The following is a 21,235-nucleotide window of genomic DNA, read 5'->3' as shown; positions in this document are numbered from 1 at the left end:
GAGCTCCCGATCCTGTAGGGGCCCGCGCCGAGGACCATGACCTTCTTCCTCCCCGAGGGAGGCGCCTCGTCGACGGACGCGTCGAACGTCTGATAGAGGTAGTTGGTCTTCGAAGGCCACTCGGCCGCGAGCGTGTCGATCACCTTGGTTAGGGGGGTGACGCCCATCCGGACACGTGCCTCCCTCACCCTGTCCTCCCCGATCCCGAGGAGGCGCCCGATCTGCCTGTCTGAGAAGCCCAGCTTCTTCGCCTTCGCCAGCGTCTCCCTGCTCGGGACCGATCCCGGAGGCTGGCCTTCCAGGTAGGCGTGGAAGTCGGTGACGTTCTTGAACTTGCTGACGAACCAAGGGTCGACTTCGCTCCTCTCGGAAACGTCCTTCTCGTCGAGCCCCGTGCGGAGGGCCTCGGCCAGGTCGAACGCGATCGTGTCCGTGGGGCGCTCGATGCGGCTCAGGGCGCCGGAGCGGTCGGGGGCCTTCCCTGCCCGCACCACCCCGTCGTGCTGGGGGTTGGCCATCCGGGCCGCCTTTTGTATGGCCTCCTCGAACCCTCTCCCGACGGCCATGACCTCCCCGATGGACTTCATTGACGTCCCGATGTTCCTGGTCGCGCCGTCGAACTTGACCGTGTCCCACCGCGGCATCTTCACGACCAGGTAGTCCAGGGACGGCTCGAACAGGGCGGAGGTGGTGCCCGACACCTTGTTCTTCAGCTCCGTCAGATGGTAGCCGAGCGCCAGCTTGGCCGCGATGTAGGCGAGGGGGTAACCCGTGGCCTTGGAAGCCAGCGCGGACGACCTCGACAGGCGGGCGTTGATCTCGATTGCGGCATACCTCTCCGACCCAGGGTGGAGGGCGAACTGGATGTTGCACTCCCCCACTATGCCGCATGTCTTCGCCGCCCTCAGAGATGCGGTCCGCAAGAGGTGGTACTCGGCGTTCGTCAGGGTCTGCGACGGAGCTATGACGATGTTGTCGCCGGTGTGGACCCTCATCCCGAGCATGTTCTCCATGTTGCAGACGGTGACGCTGTTGCCCTCTCTGTCTCTCATGATCTCATACTCGATCTGCTTCCATCCCCCGAGATATTCCTCCACGAGCACCTGGTGGGCGATGGAGCTGTTCAGTCCTCGCTCGACGACGATGGCGAGCTCCTCGAGGTTCCGTGCGACGCCGCCCCCCTTCCCGCCCAAGGTGTAGGCGACCCGGATGATGACCGGGAAGCCGAGCTCGTCGGTCGCCTTCTTCGCTTCGTCGAAGGAATAGACGGCGAGGCTCTTCGGGACGGGGACATCGCACCCGAGCATCGTCTGCTTGAAGAGGTCCCTGTCCTCGGTGAGCTGGATCCCTCGGACCGGGGTCCCCAGGACCTTCACCCCCCACTTTTCGAGGACTCCTGCTTCCGAAAGCCCGATGCCGCAGTTGAGGGCCGTCTGCCCCCCGAAGCCGAGAAGGATTCCGTCCGGCCGCTCCTTCTCAATCACCTTGGAGACCGAGGGGACAGACACGGGGACGAAGTAGATGCGGTCAGAGAACTGGGAGCTGGTCTGGATGGTCGCTATGTTGGGGTTGACCAGGACCGAGACCACCCCCTCCTCCTTCAGCGCCTTCAGGCACTGGCTCCCTGAGTAGTCGAACTCCCCCGCCTCGCCGACCTTGATGGCCCCGCTCCCTATGACGAGGACCTTCTCTACACTTTCACGCTTCGTAGCTCCCCACCCCTGGGACTGACCCCCCGGGTCATGTCGGCGAACCTGTCGAAGACGAACTCCGTGTCGTACGGTCCGGGGGTCGCCTCTGGATGGAACTGGACGGCTATGCACGGCCTGGCCTGGTGGTAGACCCCCTCCACGGTCCCGTCGTCCGCGTTTACGAACCACCGTTTGAGCTCTGTCCCCTCCAGCGACTTTTCCGAGAGGGCGTAGCCGTGGTTCTGGCTGGTGACGTATCCGCGCCCGGTCGTCAGGTCGACGCAGGGCTTGTTCTGCCCCCTGTGGCCGTACTTCAGCTTGAAGGTCTCCACCCCCTGAGACATGCCGACCACCTGCTCCCCGAGGCAGACGCCCAAGACCGGGACCTCGGAGTCCACGAGGACCCCGACGCTCTTCGCCGTCTCAGTGAGCATGACAGGGTCTCCCGGCCCGTTGCAGACCACGACCCCCACGGGGTCGCTCTTCATCACGGTGGAGTAGCTCGAGTCATAGGGGAGGCGGACCACCTGGAACCCCCTCCTGAGGAGGTTCCTCACTATCCCGTACTTCGTCCCGCAGTCGAGCAGGGCGACCCGCGGCCCGGCGGCGCCGTGCACCACGGGTTTCGCCACCGACACGCCTCTGACGAGGTTCTGGGAGGAATAGCGCCCCGCCTTGGAAAGAAGCTCGGCAGCAGCCTCCCTGTCCTTGGCGCCAGCGGAGTTGGCGATGATCCCCATCATGACCCCGGACTCCCTCAACCGGGTGACGAGGGCCCTCGTGTCGACCCCCTGGATTCCAGGGATGCCTTCGGACTCCATCCACTTCGCCACGGTCCTCTTCGACGCCCAGTGGCTGGGGGCCTCGCAAGCCTCCTGGACGGCGATCCCCTTCACCTTTATCGAATCTGACTCGAAGAACCTTGGGAGCCCGTAGGCGTCCTTATGCGAGTATGGAGGGACCCCGTAGTTGCCTATGAGCGGATAGGTGAACGCGAGTATCTGCCCCGCATAAGAAGGGTCGGACATCGACTCCAGGTACCCGACCATCCCGGTGCTGAAGACGACCTCGCCTACGACGTCGACTTCCGCCCCGAGTCCCTGTCCAAAGAAGGTAGAACCGTCCTCGAGGAGAAGCAGCGCTTCTTTTCTCGGCGAGAGCACTCTAAGAAGAGGCAGCTCATGAATTCAACTTTTAAGGATTTGGCGCTTGAAAAAGTCCGGACTGGATCTGGCTTGCGTTCGCGAAACCAGGGTCCGCGGCCGAAGTCAGAGCGGCGTCAGAACAGACGCGACACGGCCCAAGGCTTAAATCGCCACCAGAGTCAGTTAAAGAGCGGGTTCAAAAATTCCCATAGGGCGATTCTGGGGAGACGGCACTTGGTCAGGAACTGTCATTAACCATCCACCCGGGGGCTTCGCTTGATGGCGCCGAACGTCGACTTCCTGGGGAGGGATGTGGTGAGCGCCCGGGACTTCAAGCGCGACCAGTTCGAGAAGGTGCTGAATGCCGTACACGACCTTGAGAGCAATCGGGGGAGCCTGGACGGGGCCCTCAGAGGTAAGCTGGCGGCTCTCCTGTTCTTCGAGCCGTCCACGCGGACCTATTCGAGCTTCCAGATAGCGGCAGAGAAGCTGGGGATGCGGGTGTCCGGGTTCGCAGGGCCAACAGGATCGTCGATAACGAAGGGGGAAACGCTCCACGACACGGTCAGGATGTTCGAGGGGTACGGGGCGGACGTCTTCATCATCAGGCACTCCAAGATGGGCGCCGCGAGGTTCGCCGCTGAGAACACCGACGTCCCTGTCATAAGCGCCGGGGACGGGAGCAGGGAGCACCCCACCCAGGCGATGGTGGACCTCTACGCCATCCACAAGGCGTTCGGGCGGATCGACGGGCTCAAGGTGGGGATGCTGGGAGACCTCCGGTATGGCAGGACGTCCTCCTCTCTGGCTTACGCCCTCTCCAACTTCGACGTCGAGATCACGTTCATCGCCCCCGAGGCGCTGCAGATGCGCACGGAGGTGTCGCAGTTCCTGAAGCATCGGGGAGTCACCCCGAGGACGGAGCGTACGCTGAAGGACGTCGCGGCGGGGCTCGACGTCCTCTATGTCACCCGGATACAGAAGGAGCGGATCCCAGACCCCACAGAATACGAGAGGGTGAAGGGGATGTACGAAGTCAACCTGGAGTCGCTTAAGGACGCGAAACCTTCCCTCAAGGTCCTCCACCCCCTGCCTAGGGTGGACGAGCTCTCCACGGACATCGACGAGACCAACTACGCCCAGTACTTCGTCCAGGCCGCCGGAGGTCTCCCGTTGAGGATGGTGCTGTTGAACCTCATACTCGGAGGTGGAAGATAGTGGCCGCGCCTGAAAGAGAGAGGATGCTCGTGAGCAGGATAGAGGAAGGGACGGTCATAGACCACATCCCCGACTGGAGGGCAGACATGGTCTCGCGCGTCCTCAGGCTGGACAAGCTGGCCAGGATGCAGGCAGACGTGTCGGTGGTCATCTTACAGAACGTCACCTCGAAGCACCTCGGCAGGAAGGACATCATCAAGATAGACAGCTGGCACGTGGACGAGCGCGACTCCGACATCCTTTGTCTGGTCTTCCCCAACATCACCGTCAACTACATCGACGAGGGGAAGGTCTCGAAGTACTCTCCCAAGGTGCCTGACGCGATAGAGGAGAGGGTAAAGTGCCCGGAGCTGAACTGTATATCCAACACCGAGAGGGAGCCCGTGGTCTCAAGGTTCGTCACCCTGAAAGAGGAGAGGCTCCTGCAGTGCCAGTACTGCGACACCCTCCTCGGGTTCGAGAAGGTCCCTGACCACGTGAGGACTTAGCGCCCATGGAGCACGACCTCGTCCTCGGGGGCAGGGTCGTGACCCCCGGGGGGGTCGAAGACCTGGAGGTTGGAGTGAGCGACGGACTCGTCAGGGAGATCGGGCGAGCCCTGAAAGGCTCGAGGAGGATCGACGCCGGGAGGTGCCTGATATTCCCCGGGTTCATCGACCTGCACGTGCACCTGAGGGAACCCGGATGGGAGCGGAAGGAGGACTTCAGGACCGGGACGAGAGCGGCCGCCCACGGAGGGGTCACCGCCGTGGTCGACATGCCGAACAACCCGACCCCCGCCACGACCAGGGAAGCGCTCGACATCAAAGCCCGCCTCGCGAGGGAGAAGGCGGTGGTCGGCGTGATGCTCAACGGGGGGGTCGGAGAGAAGATGGAGGACGTCGCGAGCATCTCCGGCAGGGTGGTCGGGTACAAGCTGTACATGTCTGAGACGACGGGAGCGAGGGCTCTCCCGACGGGCGCCCTCGGCCGGGTCTTCGGAGCGGTCGCCGCGACCGGGAGGCCCTTGAGCGTCCATTGTGAGGACCAGGAGGTCTTGGACGAATCTGAGGCGAAGATGGGGGAGGCGTCAGGGGCCGAGACGTACCCCGACGCCAGGCCGCCCCGCGCAGAGACGGAGGCGGTGAGGAGGGTCGTGGCCGCCCTGAGAGAGACGAAAGGGCTCAGGGTTAACATCTGCCATGCGTCAGTCGCCGACACCCTGAGGCTGGTCAGGTCGGGGGTCGAAGAGGGGCTGCGGCTGAGCTGCGAGGCTTCGCTCCACCACCTCTACTTCAGCAGGAGGGCGCTCCTGGACAACAGGCTGCTGAGGACTAACCCTCCCCTCAGGGGAGAGGAGGACAGGGGGGCGCTCCTGGAAGGGGTGGGGGACTCGTCAGTCTCTTTCCTTGTCACCGACCATGCCCCCCACCTCGAAGAGGAGAAGGAGGACCAGGGGCTTGCAGGCGTCCCGGGGCTCGACGACTACTCCCATGTGGTATCCTGGCTGATAAGAGACCAGGGCGTGGACCCGACCGTCATAGCCAGGGTCGCGTCGTCCAACCCGGCCGCATACCTCGGCCTCCGCGACAGGGGCGAGATATCCCCCGGCAAGAGGGCGGACTTCACCGTCCTCGACCTCCGCTCGCCGGAGGTAGTCAGGCGGGACGACGTCCAGAGCAGATGCGGATGGTCCCCCTACGAAGGGAGGGAGTTCCCCGGGCGGGCCAGGTACACAATAGTCGGCGGAGAGCCCGTGCTGGACGACGGAGAGCTGGCTAGATAGCGGTCGCGGCGGGGGTCTCTCCGGTGGTGGAAGGAGGAGGGGCCGCTGCGGCGCTCATCCTCGGGGCTCTCCCGAAGGTCACCGTCGCCACTATCAGGACGACCACGGCGATGAGGACGAGCCCCAAGGCGTAGCGGAAGGGGATGACGTAAGAGAGCGAGAGACCGGCGAGGACGATCCCCCAACCGGTGTAGAAAGTCCTGTCTTCCCTATCCACTATGACGAAGGCTGAAAGCAAAGTCCACGCGCCGACCAAGAGGAGCGCGAGTGAAAGGGCTCCCTTAGCCCCCACCACCCCGAGGAGCCCAGCCGCCGTCGAAAGGAGGACGGCGACCACGAACCCGACCCCCCAGCTTAGCTTCATGCGAGCGATGGGGAGTCTCCGGTCAGATATTAACAAGTCGGGTCACGGGTGAGGGAAGGGGCCGACCCTCGCCTCATAGGCTCCGGCGACGGCCAGGACCGTCTCCTCGTCGAAGAGCTTCCCCACGAGCTGGACCCCCAGCGGGAGCCCTCCGGTCGCCCCTGATGGGATGGAAATCACGGGGAATCCGACGTAGTTGAAGGGCAGCGTCAGCCTGTTCAGCGCCGAATAGACCGGGACCTCCTTCCCTCCGAGGTTGACTGTCTCCTGCCCGATCTTCGGGGCCGGGATCGCCGTGCATGGGACGGCGAGGACGTCGAAGCCCTTCATGGAGGCGGCGAACCTCTCCATATACGAAGGGCGTGCGTTCACCGCGTTCACGTAGTCGACCGCCATGACGCCCTTCCCCTGCTCCAGGAGACGGCGGACGTCGTCACCATAGAGCTCTGGGGTGCTCTGAAGCCACCTGAGGTGGAAGGCGGTCGCCTCCGCCCTGCGTACGGGGACCCAGCGCTCGTAGACCTCGGAGATCCCGTCGAGCCGAGCTTCGGAGACCGAGAACCCGGCCTTCCCGAGACCCGCGACGAAGCCCCGAAAGTTCTCCTCGACAGCCGGGTCAAGGGCGTCCTGAGAATACTCCTTCACGATGCCGACCCTCGCGCCCGTGACGCGAGCCGAAAGCGAGGCGTAGTCCGGGACTTCGCGCTCGACCGTGGTGACGTCCCCCTTCTCTCCTCCGGCGATGGCGCCCAGGAGCACCGCCGCGTCCCAGCACGAAGACGTCAGGACCCCCACCGTGTCGAGAGAAGCCGCCAGCGGGACCACCCCCAGCCTGCTGACCCGGCCGTAGGTGGGCTTCAGGCCCACGACCCCGCAAAGGGCGGCAGGGATCCTCACGGAGCCCGCGGTGTCCGTCCCGAGGGCCGCCGGCGCCATCCCAGAAGCGACCGCGGCGGCCGACCCTCCGCTGGACCCGCCGGCGATGTGACCTTCGCTCCAGGGGTTCCTCACCGCGCCGAAGTGGGGGTTGACGCTGGTGGTCCCCGCGGCGAACTCGTGGAGGTTGGTGGTCCCCAGGATTATCGCGCCTGCTTCCTTCAGCCTCCGCACGACGGGCGAGTCGTAGGGGGCGACGTTGCCAGCCAGGATCTTCGACCCGGCGGTGCACTCCACGCCGTCGATGTAGAAGATGTCCTTCACCGCCACCGGGACGCCGTCGAGGGGTCCGAGGGGTCGCCCGTCCTTGAACCTCCGCGACGACCGAGCCGCAGCCCTCTCGGCCTCGTCCTTCAGGACGGTGATGAAGGCGTTGATCCGCGGGTTCAGGGCGGCGATCCTCTCGAGGAACCACCTGAGCGCCTCCTCCGGGGTCGCTCCCCCGGTCCTGTAGGCTTCACCCAGGGCGCGGGCGGTCCTCGGGAATTCCTCCTTTCCCACGGTCGGGGCCCTCCCTACCGCCAGCGGTCGAAGGCCGGGTGCCCTTCCTTTACAGCTACGAAAAGACCGGTCATCGTAGCGGTCACCGTCCCCCCGACGCTCAGCTCCTCGGATACGTTCACCCTGTCCCCGTCCATCTTCGTCGCCCAGGCGGTCAGCCTCCACCGCCTGTCGATGGGGCTGGGCCGCAGGAACCTCACCGTGTACTCGGCGGTGACGGTCCCGGGCGGAGCGTCTAACCCCTTCGCCTTCATCAAAGCGTAGGCCCCCGCCCAGTTCCCGTTGCAGTCCAAGAGGACAGAGATTATGCCGCCGCTCCCGTACGTCCCGAAGGCGACATGCTCCTCCCCCGGCGTCCAGTCTGCAATGACCGCGTCCCCCATGGGGACGCTCTTGACCCTCAGCCCCTTCCCGTTCTTCGGGCCGCAGCCGAAGCAGACGCTGTTCGGCGCGTACCTGTCCTGGAGGCTCTGCGGGTTGGAGCTCATCGCCGCCCCACCGGTCCCCGGCTGGAGGTCACGGGACCCCCGCGACGATTTGCGATAAAAAAGGTTCGCGGGACGCGGAGGGTCGACCAATCCACAACGGATTTACCGGAGTCCCGGAGGGTGATGGAGAGATTGTCCGACCCTCAGGGGGAGCCTGTCCTCGGCATCGGGGCCGTGGGAGGGGCCCCGTTCGCGGTCGATGCCAACCTGGTGGCCACCGGGAGGACCTGCGTCCTGGGGAGCAGCGGGAGCGGCAAGAGCTACGCCGTGGGGGTCATCTGCGAGGAGCTCTGCCGGAACGGGATACCCTTCGCCATCATAGACACAGAGGGGGAGCACACCGGCCTCAAGGAGAAGTTCGATGCCATCTGGGTGGGAGAGGAGCAGGGGTGCGACTACTCATGGGAAGGGGCGGACTTGAAAGACCTGGCCAAGCAGGCCCCCGACATATCGCCGCTCATCCTTGACGTCTCGGACCTCACCGACCCCAATGGCAAGGTCGCGACGTTCATGGAAGAGCTGTACGCCGCCCTCACCGAAAGGAGGACCCCGTATCTAGTGGTGGTGGAAGAAGCCGATAAGTTCGTCCCGCAGGCAGGGCAGAGGGTCCCGATTTTCGCCGAGGTAGCCCGCCGCGGGAGGAAGAGAGGGTTGGGGTTGATGATCTGCTCTCAGCGCCCTTCCCTTGTGGACAAGAACGTCCTGAGCCAGTGCGGCAACCAGCTGATAGGGAAGCTCATCATCCAGAACGACCTGCAGTCGGTGGCCCAGTTCTTTCCCGGGAAGGGGCTCCCGAAGGAGCTCACCTCGCTGAGGGCAGGCCAGTTCTTCGCCATGGGAGGGTTCTCCCCAACCCCGGCGCTGCTCACCATAAAGGAGAGGGTGACGAAGCCCGGCGGAGTGACCCCCTCGCTGAGGAAGCGCCTGGTGAAGAAGTACGTCGGACCCGGAATGGTGGCCGAGGGGACGCGAAGCGAGGAGGAACCCGTGGAGAGGCGCGGCATCGAGGAGACGAAGACAAGCCCCGGCCTCGAGCCCTCTCTGAAGACGGACGACATACCTGTGATGGTGCGGCGGGAGAGGAGCCATGGGATCTTCGGCCCACGGGAGACGGTGACCGACGTGAGCCTGCAGCTGATGACCCTGATACAGCTCGGGGTCAGGGTGAGGCGCGGCCTGTTGAAGCGGAGGTTCGAGACGGTGTACGCCTACCTTGACGGCTCGTCCGGGCGGCAGGTGACGGTGGGCCGGGGGCTGGAGGTGAGGAGAGGCTTCGAGAAGCTCCTGGGGCTGACCACGCTGCAGGTCGAGGTGCTGAGGGAGACCAGGCCGGACATGGACAGGAGCGCGCTCGACATAGCCAGCGCCCTGGGCGAGTCCAAGGGAGGGGTGTCCAGGGTCCTGGGCGCATTGAACGACAGGCGGCTCGTGAGGACCGTGGAGGTGAGGAATAGGAAGCTGTACAGGCGGCTGACGGACCTCCCGCCCCTCCCATCCGAGTCCGCCCCCCTCGAGCTCGGCGCCGTGGACACGCGGAGGGCGAAGGTCGTCCCTCCGAAGATCAAGGAGTCGGACGTCAGAGACGTGGTAAAGGGACTGTGGGAGGGAGCCGACGTAGAGAGCTTCGAGCCGTTCCTATACCCGGTGTTCAAGGTCGGGCTCGTGGTCAGGAGGAGGCGTAGGCAGGTGCTGGTGGACGGCCGCAGCGGAAAGGAACTGGCCGCGTAGCGGCTGGAACGAGCGTCTTCCCATCGTCACCGCTCCGGAGCAGGCCGTGGTCTTTCCGCCGCCCCCCCGACGACGCCATGGTCCCCTTCGCGGCCCTCCGACCCGGGCTTGCTGTTCCTCCTCGTTCCTGGCCCCGGGCGCCAAGTAGGCGGTTCACGAGGGGGGCGGTGGCGCGCTTCTGCATCCTCGAGTTGATTCATGCGGACGTGAGCGGGGGAGGGGACCGCCCTCAAACACGGCGGGCCCTTTTGGGGTCGAGGGGCAAGGCTGACCATGAGCGTGTGTAACAAACGTTAAATAAAATCGCAGGGGGCCGCGAAGAAGACAGCCGTTGAGGACACAGCAGCGCGTGCAAGATTCCTCTGTCTCCAGGGGCTCTCCGGTCCCCCCCGCCGTTCCTCAGCTGGCCCTGATAGGCACCTCGTACAAGTCCTCTGGGATCCAGTTCCGGGAAGCGCTGGCGAGGAACGCGACCGAAGACCACGTCGAAGATGCGCTCGCGGCAGACGAGTCCGCTCTCCTTTCGACGTGCAACAGGTTCGAGCTGTACTTCGTCTCCAGTGAACCCAAAAAGTCCTACGTCTCCCTTCTGAGGCACCTCCAGGACGCGACGGGCATCGCCGGGGGCGACAGCGAGCTCTACAGGCTGGAAGGCGAGAAGGCGGTCGAACACCTGTTCAGGGTAGCGTCAGGGCTCGAGTCGGTCGTCGTCGGCGAACCTCAGATCCTCTCTCAGGTCAGGGGGGCAGGTGTGAGCTCGAGGAAGAAGGGGAACTCCAAGGGGATGCTGTCTCCTCTCTTCGACCGCGCATACCGCGTCGGGTCGAGGGTCCGGGAAGCCTACGGCTTCGCCCCTGGCGAAGCTTCTCTGAGCGACCTTGCACTGGACGCCGTCGACCGAGCCGGGGCCGAGAAGAAGTCGGTGATGCTCATAGGCACTGGGAAGATGATACGGCTCGCAGCCCGCAGGCTGAAGGGGAAGGCGAAGAGGCTCTACGTCGTGTCCAGGAGGAAGGTCCCGCCCGCCGGGCTCGAATGGTGCACTCTCGTCAAGTACCCCGACCTGAAGAAGGTCGCAAAGAGGTGCGACGTCATAATCTCAGCCACTACCGCCCGCAGGCCAGTCCTCTCCGCTTCCGACCTCTCAGGCAGGAAGGCCAGGGTGGTGGTGGACCTGGGGATGCCCAGGAACGTATCTGACTCGGTCAAGGAGCTTCCCAACGTGAAGCTCTTCAACCTGGACGACCTGGCGAAGATGGCCAGCCCGTGGAAGGTCAACCCTCACCTGAAGGTAGCCGACGGGGCCGTGGCCAAGGAAGCGCATGAGTTCTACCAGTGGCTCGTCCAGACCAGGATGTCCGCTACCCTGGCGAACCTGTATTCCTGGGCCGAAGCAGTGAGGGAAGAGGAGCTGAAGAGAGCGGTGAGCAGGCTCGGGAACCTTTCATGGAGGGACAAGCACGTCGTCGACGCCATGGGTCGCCGGATCGTCAGCAAGATCCTGGCGAGACCGACCAGGTTCGCGCGGAACACGCACGCCAGCCTTACGGAAGAAGAGAAGCTGGACCTCCTCGGCTCAGTCTTCGGGGCCGGTGGTACCGACGCGGAGTAGGCTCCTGGTAGGGACGCGAGGGAGCAGGCTCGCCCTAGCGCAGACCAAGATTGTGATAGACCTGCTCCAGAACGCCGTCAGAGGAGTGGAGGTCGTCCCCGTCGCGATCAAGACATCTGGGGACACCCTCCCGCAGGAGCGGCGCGGGGACTTGGACGGGAAGACGGCATTCACGGGAGAGATAGACAGGGCGCTGGTCGACGGCCGGGTCGACATCTCGGTGCACAGCATGAAGGACATCCCTGCCGAGATAGACCAGGCCATCGTCGTCGCTGCTACCCCCGTCCGCGGGGACGCCAGGGACGCCCTCGTTTCGGCGAGCGGGGCGCGCTTCGCGGAGCTGAAGAAGGGGGCCCGCGTGGGGACTTCGAGCGTGAGGAGGAGGTCCCAACTCCTTGCCGCCAGGGCGGACCTCGAAGTGGTCGAGGTGCACGGAAACGTCGAGACGAGGTTGGGCAAGCTGGGGAGCGGGGGGCTTGACGGGGTGGTCCTGGCGGCGGCCGGCCTCGAGAGGCTAGACCTCGGCGGCAGGATAAGCCAGCTCTTCCAGCCGCAGGAGATGGTCCCTGCAGTCTGCCAGGGGATCATAGCCGTCGAGACAAGGAAGGACGACCGGGAGCTGACAGAGCTCGTCCGCAGGGTAGACGACCCCCGGACGCGGGCCGCCAGCGAGTGCGAGAGGGCTCTGTCGGAGGAACTCGGGGGAGACTGCAACGTCCCTCTCGGGGCCTATGCTGAAGCCAGAGACGGCACCCTGACGGTCGTGGGGGTCGTAGCAGACCCTGAGGGGAGGAGGTTGGTCCGGAAGAGCGCCAGGGGGGCGGTCGACGACCCCAGGTCGGTGGGGAGGAAGCTGGCGGCCACGCTGAGAGACTCTGGCGGGCGGCAGATACTGGAAGGGATGCGCGCATGAAACGACGGGGGGTCGCGCGGAGCGTCCTTGTTGCCCGGTCCAGGGAAGGGAACGAAGAAGTCCAGTCGAAGCTGGCGGGGACCGGCATTTCGTGCTTGACGGTGGAGACGATCCGTTTCGAGGAGCCTGCCGACTGGAGGTCGGCGGACAAAGCGCTCCGAGACGTGGAGTCGTACGACTGGGCTGTCTTCACTTCGCCGAGGGCGGCGGCGGTGTTCGAAACCAGGCTGAAGCAGGTCGGGATTGCCCCCCCGAAGAGGATGCCGAAGCTGGCGGCGGTAGGCTCGAGCACAGCGAGCGCCCTGGAGCGGGCCGGCCGACGGGTCGAGTACGTCCCGGATGAGTACCGCACCGAGGCCCTGGGAGAAGGGCTCCCAGACGACCGCGGGAAGCGGGTCCTCCTCTTCAGGGCGGACATAGGGGACAAGGCTCTGGCCGTCCGCCTCGCGGAGCGGGGGTTCGAAGTAACCGACGTCGCCGCCTATCAGACAACCGTCCCCCGAGGGGCCTTAGACCCCCGCGCCGTCGCGGGGACCCAAGTCGTGGTGTTCGCGAGTCCGTCGGAGGTCATGGGACTGCGGGAGAGGCTCGGCGAGGAGGAGTTCGGGCGCATCGCCAATCTGGCGACAGCGGCCTGCATAGGACCGGTCACAGGGAAGGCTGCGAAGGCCGCAGGGTTCACGGAAGTGTCATATCCTCGAAGACATACGGTGGACGGGTTGGTACAGATGGTGAAGGAGTTGGCGTTCCATGACTGAAGCCCACGGGCTCCGCCTCGACAGCAGAGCCAGGCGGCTCCGGAAGAGCGAGCCGATCAGAAGGATGTTCATGGAGACGAGGCTCAACGCCGACATGCTCGTCTCTCCGGTCTTCGTTGCGGACGGTAAGGACAGGGTGGAAGAGATCGACGGGATGCCGGGGGTGTACCGGTTCTCCGTGGACAGGCTCCCTAAACAGCTCGAGAAGCTGGTCGCGGCCGGGGTGAGGGGCATCCTCCTGTTCGGCGTCCCGGGCGCGAAGGACGAAAGAGGGACAGGGGCCTACGACGGGGACGGCATCATCCCGCGGACCCTGCGGTCCGTGCGCCCCTCGTTCCCAGAGCTCGTGATGATGGCCGACGTGTGCCTCTGCGAATACACGTCCCACGGCCACTGCGGGGTCCTCGAAGGAGACGTGGTCGACAACGACAGGACCCTTCCTCTCCTCGCCAGGGCGGCGGTCGAGTATGCGAGGGCCGGGGCGGACGTAGTGGCCCCCAGCGCGATGATGGACGGCCAGGTCCGGGCCATAAGGTCGGGGCTGCAGGAAGCGGGGCTGGACGACACCGTCCTGATGGGGTACTCCGCGAAGCATGCGTCGGCGTTCTACAAGCCGTTCAGGAGCGCCGCTGGGTCGGCGCCTGCCTTCGGAGACAGGCGGAGCTATCAGATGCAGCCGGGGAACAGGAGGGAAGCCATGAAAGAGATCCAGCAGGACATAAGCGAGGGGGCGGACGTGGTGATGGTGAAGCCTGCGCTGGCGTATCTGGACGTCATATCTGAAGCGAGAAGGAAGTTCGGGGCCCCCCTGGCCGCCTACAACGTGAGCGGGGAGTACTCGATGGTGAAGGCAGCCGTCCTCAACGGCTGGCTCGACGAGAAGTCGGCGGTGTTCGAGGTCCTGACCGGGATAAGGCGGGCCGGAGCGGACATCATAATCACATACTTCGCCGAGCAGGCCGCTCTGTGGCTGAAGGAGGGATGGTGATGGAGGAGGGGGCGGGGAAGAGGAGATTCATGCGTTATGCCTTCTTCAAAGCGGCGAGAGAGTGGCGCTCTCTCGACGCAGGCTCGAAGCGCAAGGGGGCGGAGGAGTTCCTCGGAGTGCTCGAAAGGTACTCGGGGTCGATGGACCTCAGGTACTACAGCCTGGTCGGCACGCGGGGAGACGTGGACTTCATGATCTGGATCGTGTCTGACGACCTGGCGCGGGTGCAGGGGTTCGTGTCCGACCTCCTCGCCTCCGGGCTGGGGAGGCACCTGGAGACCCCCTATTCGTTCCTGGCCATGACAAGGAGGTCGAAGTACGTCGGGGCACACAAGCACCCTGGACAGGAAGGGTCGGAGGACGCGCCAGCGCGCGGGGCGAAGTACGCCTTCGTCTACCCTCTCGTCAAGAAGCGGGAGTGGTACAGCCTGCCTTTCGCCGAGCGGCAGAGGATCATGGCAGAGCACTTCAGGGTCGGGCACAAGTACCCGTCCATCAAGATCAACACCGGATACTCATTCGGGCTGGACGACCAGGAGTTCGTCCTCGCATTCGAGGGAGACGACCCGGGGGAGTTCCTGGACCTGGTAGAGGAGCTCAGGACGTCGGAGGCCAGCAAATACACTGAAAGGGAGACCCCCATTTTCACCTGCGCCGCCGTCGACCGCGACGAGCTGGTCAGGCTCCTGGGGTGAAGATTCCTTGAAGAGCAGAAAGTCAGACTCCCTCTACGGCAGGGCGTCGAAGGTTATGGTGGGCGGCGTGTCGAGCCCCGTGCGCGCGTTCAAGGCCGTCGGAGGGACCCCGCGCTTCATCTCCAGAGGGAAGGGCCCCTACGTGTGGGACGAGGACGGCAACAGGTACGTAGACTTCGTCTGCTCGTGGGGGGCGATGATCCTCGGCCACGCTGACCCCCGGGTGATCTCATATGTCAGCAAGAAGACGCTGTCGGGGACGAGCTTCGGCGCTCCGACCAGGGACGAAGTCCTCCTGGCTGAGAGGATATGCGCGTCGGTCCCGTCCATCGAGAAGGTCAGGTTCGTCAACTCCGGGACGGAGGCGACCATGTCGGCGGTCAGGGCGGCCAGAGGATACACCGGAAGGAGCAAGGTGGTGAAGTTCGAAGGGTGCTACCACGGGCACGCCGACCTCTTCCTCGCCAAGGCGGGCTCAGGGTTGGCGACGTTCGACATACCGGCGTCCGCCGGAGTGCCCCAGGGGGCCATCGGGGACACCGTCACGCTGCCGTTCAACGACGCGGAGGCGGTGGAGGCTGAGTTCAGGAGAGAAGGAGAAGAGATAGCGGCCGCCATCGTCGAGCCGATCGCGGGGAACATGGGGGTCGTACTCCCCAGGAAGGGGTTCCTCCGCTCCCTTAGGGAGGCCTGCACGGACAGCGGCTCCGTCCTCGTGTTCGACGAGGTGATCACCGGGTTCAGGGTCGGCCCTGGGGGGGCACAAGGAGCGTTCGGCGTGAAGCCTGACCTGACCACCCTCGGCAAGGTGATCGGCGGAGGGTTCCCCGTGGGCGCCTACGGAGGGAAGAAGGACGTCATGGCGTCAGTCTCTCCCGAAGGGCCGGTGTACCAGGCGGGGACCCTTTCTGGGAACCCGGTGGCTATGGCCGCAGGGCTGAAAACCTTAGAGCTGCTCGACGCGAAGGGGTACGCCCGCCTCGAAAGGAATGCGAAAGCGCTGGAGGAAGGGATCCGCGATGCAGCGGACAGGGAAGGAAGGGAGATGACGCTGAACAGGTTCGGGTCGATGCTAGGGCTCTTCTTCTGCGACGGGGAAGTGACCGACTTCGCCAGCGCGAAGAAGACCGACGCCGGTGCGTATGGCCGGTTCTTCTGGAAGATGCTCGAGTCGGGGGTCTATCTCCCCCCGTCGGCCTTTGAGACCCTCTTCGTTTCGCTGGCCCATGGAGACGCCGAGGTCAGGAAGGCCGTCAGCGCGGTAAGAGCCGCGCTCAGGGAGTGAGCAGAGGACGGAGGGCGCCTTCCTAGACGCCTGCAGGAGGAAGCAGGTCGACCACACCCCGGTGTGGTTCATGCGGCAGGCAGGGAGGTACCTCCCCAGCTACAGGAAGCTCAGGTCCACGAAGGGGATGCTGGAGATCGCCAACGACCCGAAGCTCGCGTCAGACGTTACAGTCGACCCGGTCAAAGAGTTGGGGGTGGACGCCGCGGTGATGTTCGCTGACATCATGCTCCCGCTGGAAGGGATCGGGGTGAAGTTCAGGATCGAGGAGAACGTCGGGCCCGTGATAGAGGACCGGATAGAAAGCAGGCAGGACGTCGAAGCTCTGGGGGACTTCGACCCCGAAAGGCACGTACCCAACGTCCTCGAGACGATAAGGCTCGCGAAGACCAAGCTGGGCGGAGTCCCGCTCGTGGGATTTTCAGGGGCGCCGTTCACCCTGGCTAGCTATCTCATAGAAGGGAGCCCCACGCGGGACTTCCAGAAGACCAAGCGCCTGATGTATGCAGAACCCGACACCTGGAGCCTTCTGATGTCGAAGCTCGCGAAGGTGGCGGCGAGCTACCTCGAGGCGCAGGTCAGGGCAGGCGTGGACGCCGTGCAGCTCTTCGACAGCTGGGTCGGGTGCCTCGGCCCTTCTGACTACCGGGCGTATGCGGAAGGATGGACGTCGGAGATCTTCGGCGCGATCGGAGGGAAGGTCCCCGCCATCCACTTCTGCGCCCAGTCTTCAGCGCTGGTCGAGGCGTTCGCCAGCACCGGGTGCGACGTCGTCAGCGTCGACTGGAGGGTGCCGATAGGGTCGGTATGGGAGAGGACGGGCGGGACGAAGGGGGTGCAGGGGAACCTCGACCCCTCCGTGGCTGCAGCCGGGGGCACCCGGATGGAGAGCGAAGTGTCCCGCATACTTGAAGAAGCCTCGGGGAGGAGGGGGCACGTGTTCAACCTGGGACACGGAGTGCTCAGAGACACCCCTCCCGAGAACCTCAGGAGGGTGGTCGAACTGGTCCACGGCAGGAGGTCATGACGATATGAGAGGGGTGCTCCTGATGGCCTACGGGGGTCCTGCGTCTCTCGACCAGGTGGAGGCGTACTACACCCACATACGTCGCGGGACGAAGCCGACCAAGGAACAGCTCGACGACCTGGTCGCCAGGTACGTGGCGATAGGCGGAGGTACCCCTCTCCTTGCGATCACCGAAAATCAGGCTGCGGCGCTGGAACTGGCGCTGAAATCGAGGGGAGGGGCCAAGGTCTTCGCCGGGATGAAGCACTCTCCCCCGTTCGTCGCGGACGTCATGGCGAAGGCGAAGGCTGAGGGGGTCACCGAGCTGCTCTGCGTCGCGCTCGCGCCCCACTACTCGGGGATAGGCGTCGGGGGATACGCCAGGGCGGTGGACGAGGCTAACTCGAAGCTTGGCGGGCACTTCAAGGTCACCTTCGTGAAGTCTTGGCATGACAACCCCGGGCTGGTCTCCATGTGGGCGGGCCGGATCAGAGAGGCGGCGAAGTCGCTGGGCCCGGATGCGTCCGTCGTCTTCTCCGCGCACAGCCTACCTGAGCGGATCATCCGCGAGGGGGACCCCTACAAAGCCGAGCTCCTCGAGACCTCGGACCTGGTCGCCAAGGCCGCGGGGTGGAAAGATTGGACCTTCGCGTTCCAGAGCCAGAGCAAGACGGGAGAGCCGTGGCTCGGCCCTGACATCCTCGACCATCTCCAGACCCTTTTCGACGCCGGGAAGAGGAAGTTCATCTCGGCGCCGATCGGATTCGTGTCAGACCACCTCGAGGTGCTCTATGACTTGGACGTAGAGTGCAGAGGATGGGCGAAGGAGAGGGGGGCGGAACTGGTGAGGTGCAGGTCTCCAAATGACTCGCCCGAGATGGTGGCGGCGCTCGTCCAGATAGCGGAAGCCAACGGGTTCGCCTAGGCCGGTCGACGCAACGCCGGGGACAAGATAATACAGACCGAGCAACAGCCTGGAGGTCCCTGCCATGCTCGCCCTTCAGGCACGCGCCCTCTCGAAGACCTACAGGAAAGCCAAGCGGCCCGCCCTAGACGGGGTGGACCTCGACATCGCGTCGGGGCAGATATTCACAATGCTCGGCCGGAACGGTGCGGGGAAGACCACCTTCCTCAGGATAGCGAGCACCCAGCTCCTGCCTTCGTCGGGGAGCATCACCGTCCTGGGGCTGGACGCTGTGAAGCAGGCCAAGGAGCTCCGTGAGAAAATCGCCATGACCCCCCAGGAAGCGGAGACCGTGTACCCGCTCACCCCCAGAGACCACATCCTCCTGAGCCTTCGGATGCGGGGGATGGAGAAGGCGGAGGCGGAGGAGCGCGCCCAGCGGGCCCTCGACGACCTGGAGCTGAGCGACGTGGCGGACACCAACTCCGACTGGCTCTCTGGAGGGCTCAAGCAGAGGGTGATAGTCGCCATGGCGCTCAGGACCGACGCGGAGCTCATCTACCTGGACGAGCCCTCCATCGGGCTCGACCCCCTGTCGAGGAGGAAGGTCTGGGACCAGCTCACGCTCCTCAAGAAGGCAGGGAAGACGATAATCCTCACGACCCACTACATGGACGAAGCGGAGGCGCTGTCTGACAACCTGGTCATCATCGACAAGGGGAAGGTCATGGCGGCCGGGACCCCCCGGAGCGTGAAGGCGGCCGTGACGAGCAGGTCGACAAGGGTGGACGTCTTCGACAAGTTCACCCAGAACGAACTCGGGGCTTACGGTCACGTGGTGCCTATAGCCGGAAGGCACAGGGTGCTGACTGACGCCGACGGCGCCCGCAAGCTTGGGGACACCGCGGTGGAGAGGGGGGCAAGCATCGCCATAGCCCCCGTGACCCTGGACGACGTGTTCGTCGACATAGTGGGGGAGTCGGAGAAGGGAGAGCATGAAGGGTAGGCAGACCCTCCGCTCGCTCTGGGCCATAATGTACTACCTCGGGTTCACCCCGATGATCAGGAACCCGCTCTTCGTGGCCTTCGTCTTCTCTCAGCCGTTCACGCTCCTCTTCATCCTCCTCGTCGCCAGCAACGGGACCGCCCTCCCCTACGGGCTCGCCGGCGCCCTGACGATGGTGGTCACGGAGCTGGGGCTCTTCGTCGGCACCGACCTGGCCTCCTACAAGATCCAGAACAGGCTCCAGGACATGGTCGTCGCCTCGCCCGTCTCCCCGCTCGTCTACATGTTCGGGGTGGCGCTCTCCGAGCTGATATTCGGCGCCCCAGCACTCGTCATACTTTTCGGGCTCATCGCAGAACAGGGCGCGACGGCGGCTGCGCTTGGGTCAGCCTTCGGGGTGGTGATGCTCCTCTGGGTGACGACCACCAGCCTCGGCTTCTTCTTCTCGGCTTACGCCCCCAACACCCAGAACGCTTTCGTCATCAACGGGTTCATCACCACCTTCCTCTCCGTCCTCCCGCCCGTCTACTACTCTGTGGACGCGCTCCCTGTGTATCTGAGGCCCCTGGCGGAGGTGATACCCACTACCGAGGCGTCGTCCCTTTTCCAGGGAGCCATAGGGCTCGGTTACACAATCGCGCCCGTCCAGGGGTTCGCGGTCCTGGTCGCGGCCACCCTCGTGATGCTCCTCCTTGTCTCCTTCAAGATGAAGTGGCGCGAGAGCTGAGCCAGGTGAAGGCCCAACACCGTTTATAACGAAGCCTCGGCATGTCGCTCTTCATGTCAACCACTTCCATACCGCTCCTGACGACCAACTACATGCCCGGGTACAAGGTAGACAAGGTCCTTGGCCTCACTTACGGGATAACCGTCAGGTCGCGAGGGATCGGGGGGAACCTGATGGCCGGGCTCAGGACCATCAGAGGAGGGGAGATCAACGAGTACACCGAGATGGCCCACCAGGCCAGGCAACAGGCCCTCGACAGGCTGGCGGACCACGCGAAGGCGCTCGGCGCCAACGCCGTGGTGAGCGTGATGTTCGACTCGACGGAGATCGGCACGACCATGGACGAGATCATCGCTTTCGGGACCGCAGTGGTCGTGGTCCCGGTCGCAGAGGCGCAGCAGCTGGTCAAGCTGAGCTGAAGAGAAGTAGAGACAGCAGGCGCCGGGTGTAGGATTCGGACCTACGCGACCGATGACGGTCACGGGCTCGCTTGCGACGGTCTCAAGGCCCGCGCAATAACCACTCTGCCAACCCGGCCCGGAAGGGCATGCCCTTGGCTTGCTTCTTATCCTTTAGCAAAGGTGCGGGTTCATAAGCCGAAGCCCGGCGATGCAGCGCCATGGACGCGGTCGTCCGTCCCGCACGGGCCTCTGACAGGGAACCGCTGATGAGCTTCATCAGGAACGTCTGGGGAGGGCACGACTACATCCCGAGCGTGTGGGACGACTGGCTCAAGGACCCGAGGAACAGGATGTTCGTGGTGGAGGTAGACGGAGTCCCCGTGGGGATGAACAGGCTGAGGTTCCAGGAGGACGGGTCCGCCTGGCTTGAAGGGGTGAGGGTCCACCCCGACTACCGAGGGAGAGGGCTGGCCTCGATGCTCGGTGAGAACTCAATGCGAGTTGCGAGGGAAAGAGGAGCCGAGGTCTTCAGGCTGACCAGCGGCTCGCGCAACAAGACCGCTCACAGGCAGATCGCCAGGATAAAGTTCGACGAGGTCGCGAGGTTCAGCGTCTACGAGCCCCGGAACGGGATGAGGAAGGGGACATGGGGAGAGCGGGTCCCGCCTCATGAGGCAGTGAGAGCCCTTGGCATGCTCCAGGGGTCGCCTGAGTTCGTGATGGGTCGGGGCGTGTTCTGGCACAACTGGGGCGCGGCGTCGCTCAAACCAGACGTGGTCAAGTCGCTGGTCGACGAAGGCGCCGTCTGGTGGCATGGTGGAGCGGTGGCGGTGATGCGGTCCGGCGGCGAAGGCGAGGGGTCGTGGCGGGAGGTCGGCTTCCTGGGCGGGACCCCTGACGACGCCGCCCGCCTGGCCAGGACCTTGCTTGGCGGGGCTGGAACAGCCGAGCGCAGGGCCCTTGTCCCGCAGGGGTCACCCATCATACATGCCCTTAGAGAGTCTGGGTTCGGCAGAATCCTCTCCCACATCCTGTTCGAGCGCTCCGCAAAGGGCTAGCGCTCCTCTTGCCGCGGTCGACCGACCCTGGGTCCTGTCTCCGCAG

19 protein-coding genes, 1 tRNA gene and 1 pseudogene are annotated in these 21,235 nt (G+C 64.8%); 16 read left to right on the top strand and 5 right to left on the bottom strand.

Annotated elements, in window-relative coordinates:
- Positions 1–1,690 precede the first annotated feature (1,690 nt).
- The gene (gene carA, locus JRN21_02705; GenBank protein ID MDG6988215.1) at positions 1,691–2,869 is read right to left on the bottom strand and encodes a glutamine-hydrolyzing carbamoyl-phosphate synthase small subunit; all 1,179 of its coding nucleotides are present in this window, start codon (positions 2,867–2,869) and stop codon (positions 1,691–1,693) included.
- Positions 2,870–3,115: 246 nt separating this feature from the next.
- Here carA and pyrB point away from each other — a divergent pair, with 246 nt between their 5' ends.
- Genes pyrB through JRN21_02690 form a run of 3 tightly spaced genes read left to right on the top strand, consistent with a single transcriptional unit; the run spans position 3,116 to position 5,819 of the window.
- Positions 3,116–4,054, top strand: a complete 939-nt coding sequence (gene pyrB, locus JRN21_02700) for an aspartate carbamoyltransferase (protein MDG6988214.1) — start codon at positions 3,116–3,118, stop codon at positions 4,052–4,054.
- On the top strand, positions 4,054–4,542 hold the full coding sequence (locus tag JRN21_02695) for an aspartate carbamoyltransferase regulatory subunit (protein MDG6988213.1): 489 nt from the start codon (positions 4,054–4,056) through the stop codon (positions 4,540–4,542). Before pyrB ends, JRN21_02695 begins: the two co-directional genes overlap by 1 nt.
- A 5-nt stretch (positions 4,543–4,547) precedes the next feature.
- Positions 4,548–5,819 (top strand): dihydroorotase family protein, encoded by a 1,272-nt coding sequence (locus JRN21_02690; protein ID MDG6988212.1) that lies wholly within the window; start codon positions 4,548–4,550, stop codon positions 5,817–5,819.
- Here the strand turns inward: JRN21_02690 and JRN21_02685 are convergent.
- From JRN21_02685 to JRN21_02675, 3 genes are read right to left on the bottom strand one after another with little or no spacing between them, the layout of a single operon-like run.
- Positions 5,812–6,183, bottom strand: a complete 372-nt coding sequence (locus tag JRN21_02685; protein MDG6988211.1) for a hypothetical protein — start codon at positions 6,181–6,183, stop codon at positions 5,812–5,814. The two genes, JRN21_02690 and JRN21_02685, sit on opposite strands and share 8 nt — an antisense overlap.
- A 42-nt stretch (positions 6,184–6,225) precedes the next feature.
- Entirely contained in the window at positions 6,226–7,620 is a 1,395-nt protein-coding gene (locus JRN21_02680; GenBank protein MDG6988210.1) for an amidase, read from the bottom strand.
- 14 nt (positions 7,621–7,634) lie between these two features.
- On the bottom strand, positions 7,635–8,108 hold the full coding sequence (locus tag JRN21_02675) for a PaaI family thioesterase (GenBank protein MDG6988209.1): 474 nt from the start codon (positions 8,106–8,108) through the stop codon (positions 7,635–7,637).
- A gap of 132 nt (positions 8,109–8,240) precedes the next feature.
- On the opposite strand from JRN21_02675, the gene JRN21_02670 reads away from it, so the two are divergent.
- The 12 genes and pseudogenes from JRN21_02670 (at position 8,241) to JRN21_02615 (ending at position 20,149) form a co-directional block, all read left to right on the top strand.
- The gene (locus JRN21_02670; protein MDG6988208.1) at positions 8,241–9,836 is read left to right on the top strand and encodes a DUF87 domain-containing protein; all 1,596 of its coding nucleotides are present in this window, start codon (positions 8,241–8,243) and stop codon (positions 9,834–9,836) included.
- A 331-nt stretch (positions 9,837–10,167) separates the two neighbouring features.
- Positions 10,168–11,448, top strand: coding sequence for a glutamyl-tRNA reductase (hemA, locus tag JRN21_02665; GenBank protein MDG6988207.1), 1,281 nt, complete (start codon positions 10,168–10,170; stop codon positions 11,446–11,448).
- Entirely contained in the window at positions 11,429–12,361 is a 933-nt protein-coding gene (gene hemC / locus JRN21_02660; protein MDG6988206.1) for a hydroxymethylbilane synthase, read from the top strand. The genes hemA and hemC overlap by 20 nt, the downstream gene beginning before the upstream one ends.
- Positions 12,358–13,119, top strand: coding sequence for a uroporphyrinogen-III synthase (locus JRN21_02655; GenBank protein ID MDG6988205.1), 762 nt, complete (start codon positions 12,358–12,360; stop codon positions 13,117–13,119). The genes hemC and JRN21_02655 overlap by 4 nt, the downstream gene beginning before the upstream one ends.
- Complete coding sequence (gene hemB / locus JRN21_02650; protein MDG6988204.1) at positions 13,112–14,107, top strand: porphobilinogen synthase; 996 nt, start codon at positions 13,112–13,114, stop codon at positions 14,105–14,107. Before JRN21_02655 ends, hemB begins: the two co-directional genes overlap by 8 nt.
- Positions 14,101–14,802, top strand: a complete 702-nt coding sequence (locus tag JRN21_02645; GenBank protein ID MDG6988203.1) for a chlorite dismutase family protein — start codon at positions 14,101–14,103, stop codon at positions 14,800–14,802. The genes hemB and JRN21_02645 overlap by 7 nt, the downstream gene beginning before the upstream one ends.
- 7 nt (positions 14,803–14,809) lie before the next feature.
- Positions 14,810–16,087 carry a glutamate-1-semialdehyde 2,1-aminomutase gene (hemL, locus tag JRN21_02640; protein MDG6988202.1) on the top strand — a complete coding sequence of 426 codons (1,278 nt, stop codon included), beginning with the start codon at positions 14,810–14,812 and terminating at the stop codon, positions 16,085–16,087.
- Between the two features lie 19 nt (positions 16,088–16,106).
- Positions 16,107–17,114: pseudogene (hemE, locus tag JRN21_02635) on the top strand (uroporphyrinogen decarboxylase).
- Between the two features lie 4 nt (positions 17,115–17,118).
- Entirely contained in the window at positions 17,119–18,018 is a 900-nt protein-coding gene (hemH, locus tag JRN21_02630) for a ferrochelatase (protein MDG6988201.1), read from the top strand.
- Positions 18,019–18,082: 64 nt separating this feature from the next.
- On the top strand, positions 18,083–19,003 hold the full coding sequence (locus JRN21_02625) for an ABC transporter ATP-binding protein (GenBank protein ID MDG6988200.1): 921 nt from the start codon (positions 18,083–18,085) through the stop codon (positions 19,001–19,003).
- Entirely contained in the window at positions 18,993–19,730 is a 738-nt protein-coding gene (locus JRN21_02620; protein MDG6988199.1) for an ABC transporter permease, read from the top strand. Before JRN21_02625 ends, JRN21_02620 begins: the two co-directional genes overlap by 11 nt.
- Before the next feature lie 53 nt (positions 19,731–19,783).
- Positions 19,784–20,149 (top strand): heavy metal-binding domain-containing protein, encoded by a 366-nt coding sequence (locus JRN21_02615; GenBank protein ID MDG6988198.1) that lies wholly within the window; start codon positions 19,784–19,786, stop codon positions 20,147–20,149.
- 20 nt (positions 20,150–20,169) lie between these two features.
- On the opposite strand, the gene JRN21_02610 is transcribed toward JRN21_02615, so the two are convergent.
- Positions 20,170–20,267: transfer RNA gene (locus JRN21_02610), tRNA-Ser, on the bottom strand.
- A gap of 82 nt (positions 20,268–20,349) precedes the next feature.
- Between JRN21_02610 and JRN21_02605 the strand changes: the two genes are divergently transcribed.
- Positions 20,350–21,189, top strand: a complete 840-nt coding sequence (locus JRN21_02605; GenBank protein MDG6988197.1) for a GNAT family N-acetyltransferase — start codon at positions 20,350–20,352, stop codon at positions 21,187–21,189.
- Positions 21,190–21,235: the final 46 nt, after the last annotated feature.

It is taken from the genome of Nitrososphaerota archaeon, from assembly GCA_029785825.1.
In the GTDB taxonomy this organism is placed as follows: domain Archaea; phylum Thermoproteota; class Nitrososphaeria; order Nitrososphaerales; family Gagatemarchaeaceae; genus UBA183.
The sequence above is the reverse complement of the archived record's forward strand: the minus strand, read 5'-3'. Positions and strand labels throughout refer to the sequence as shown.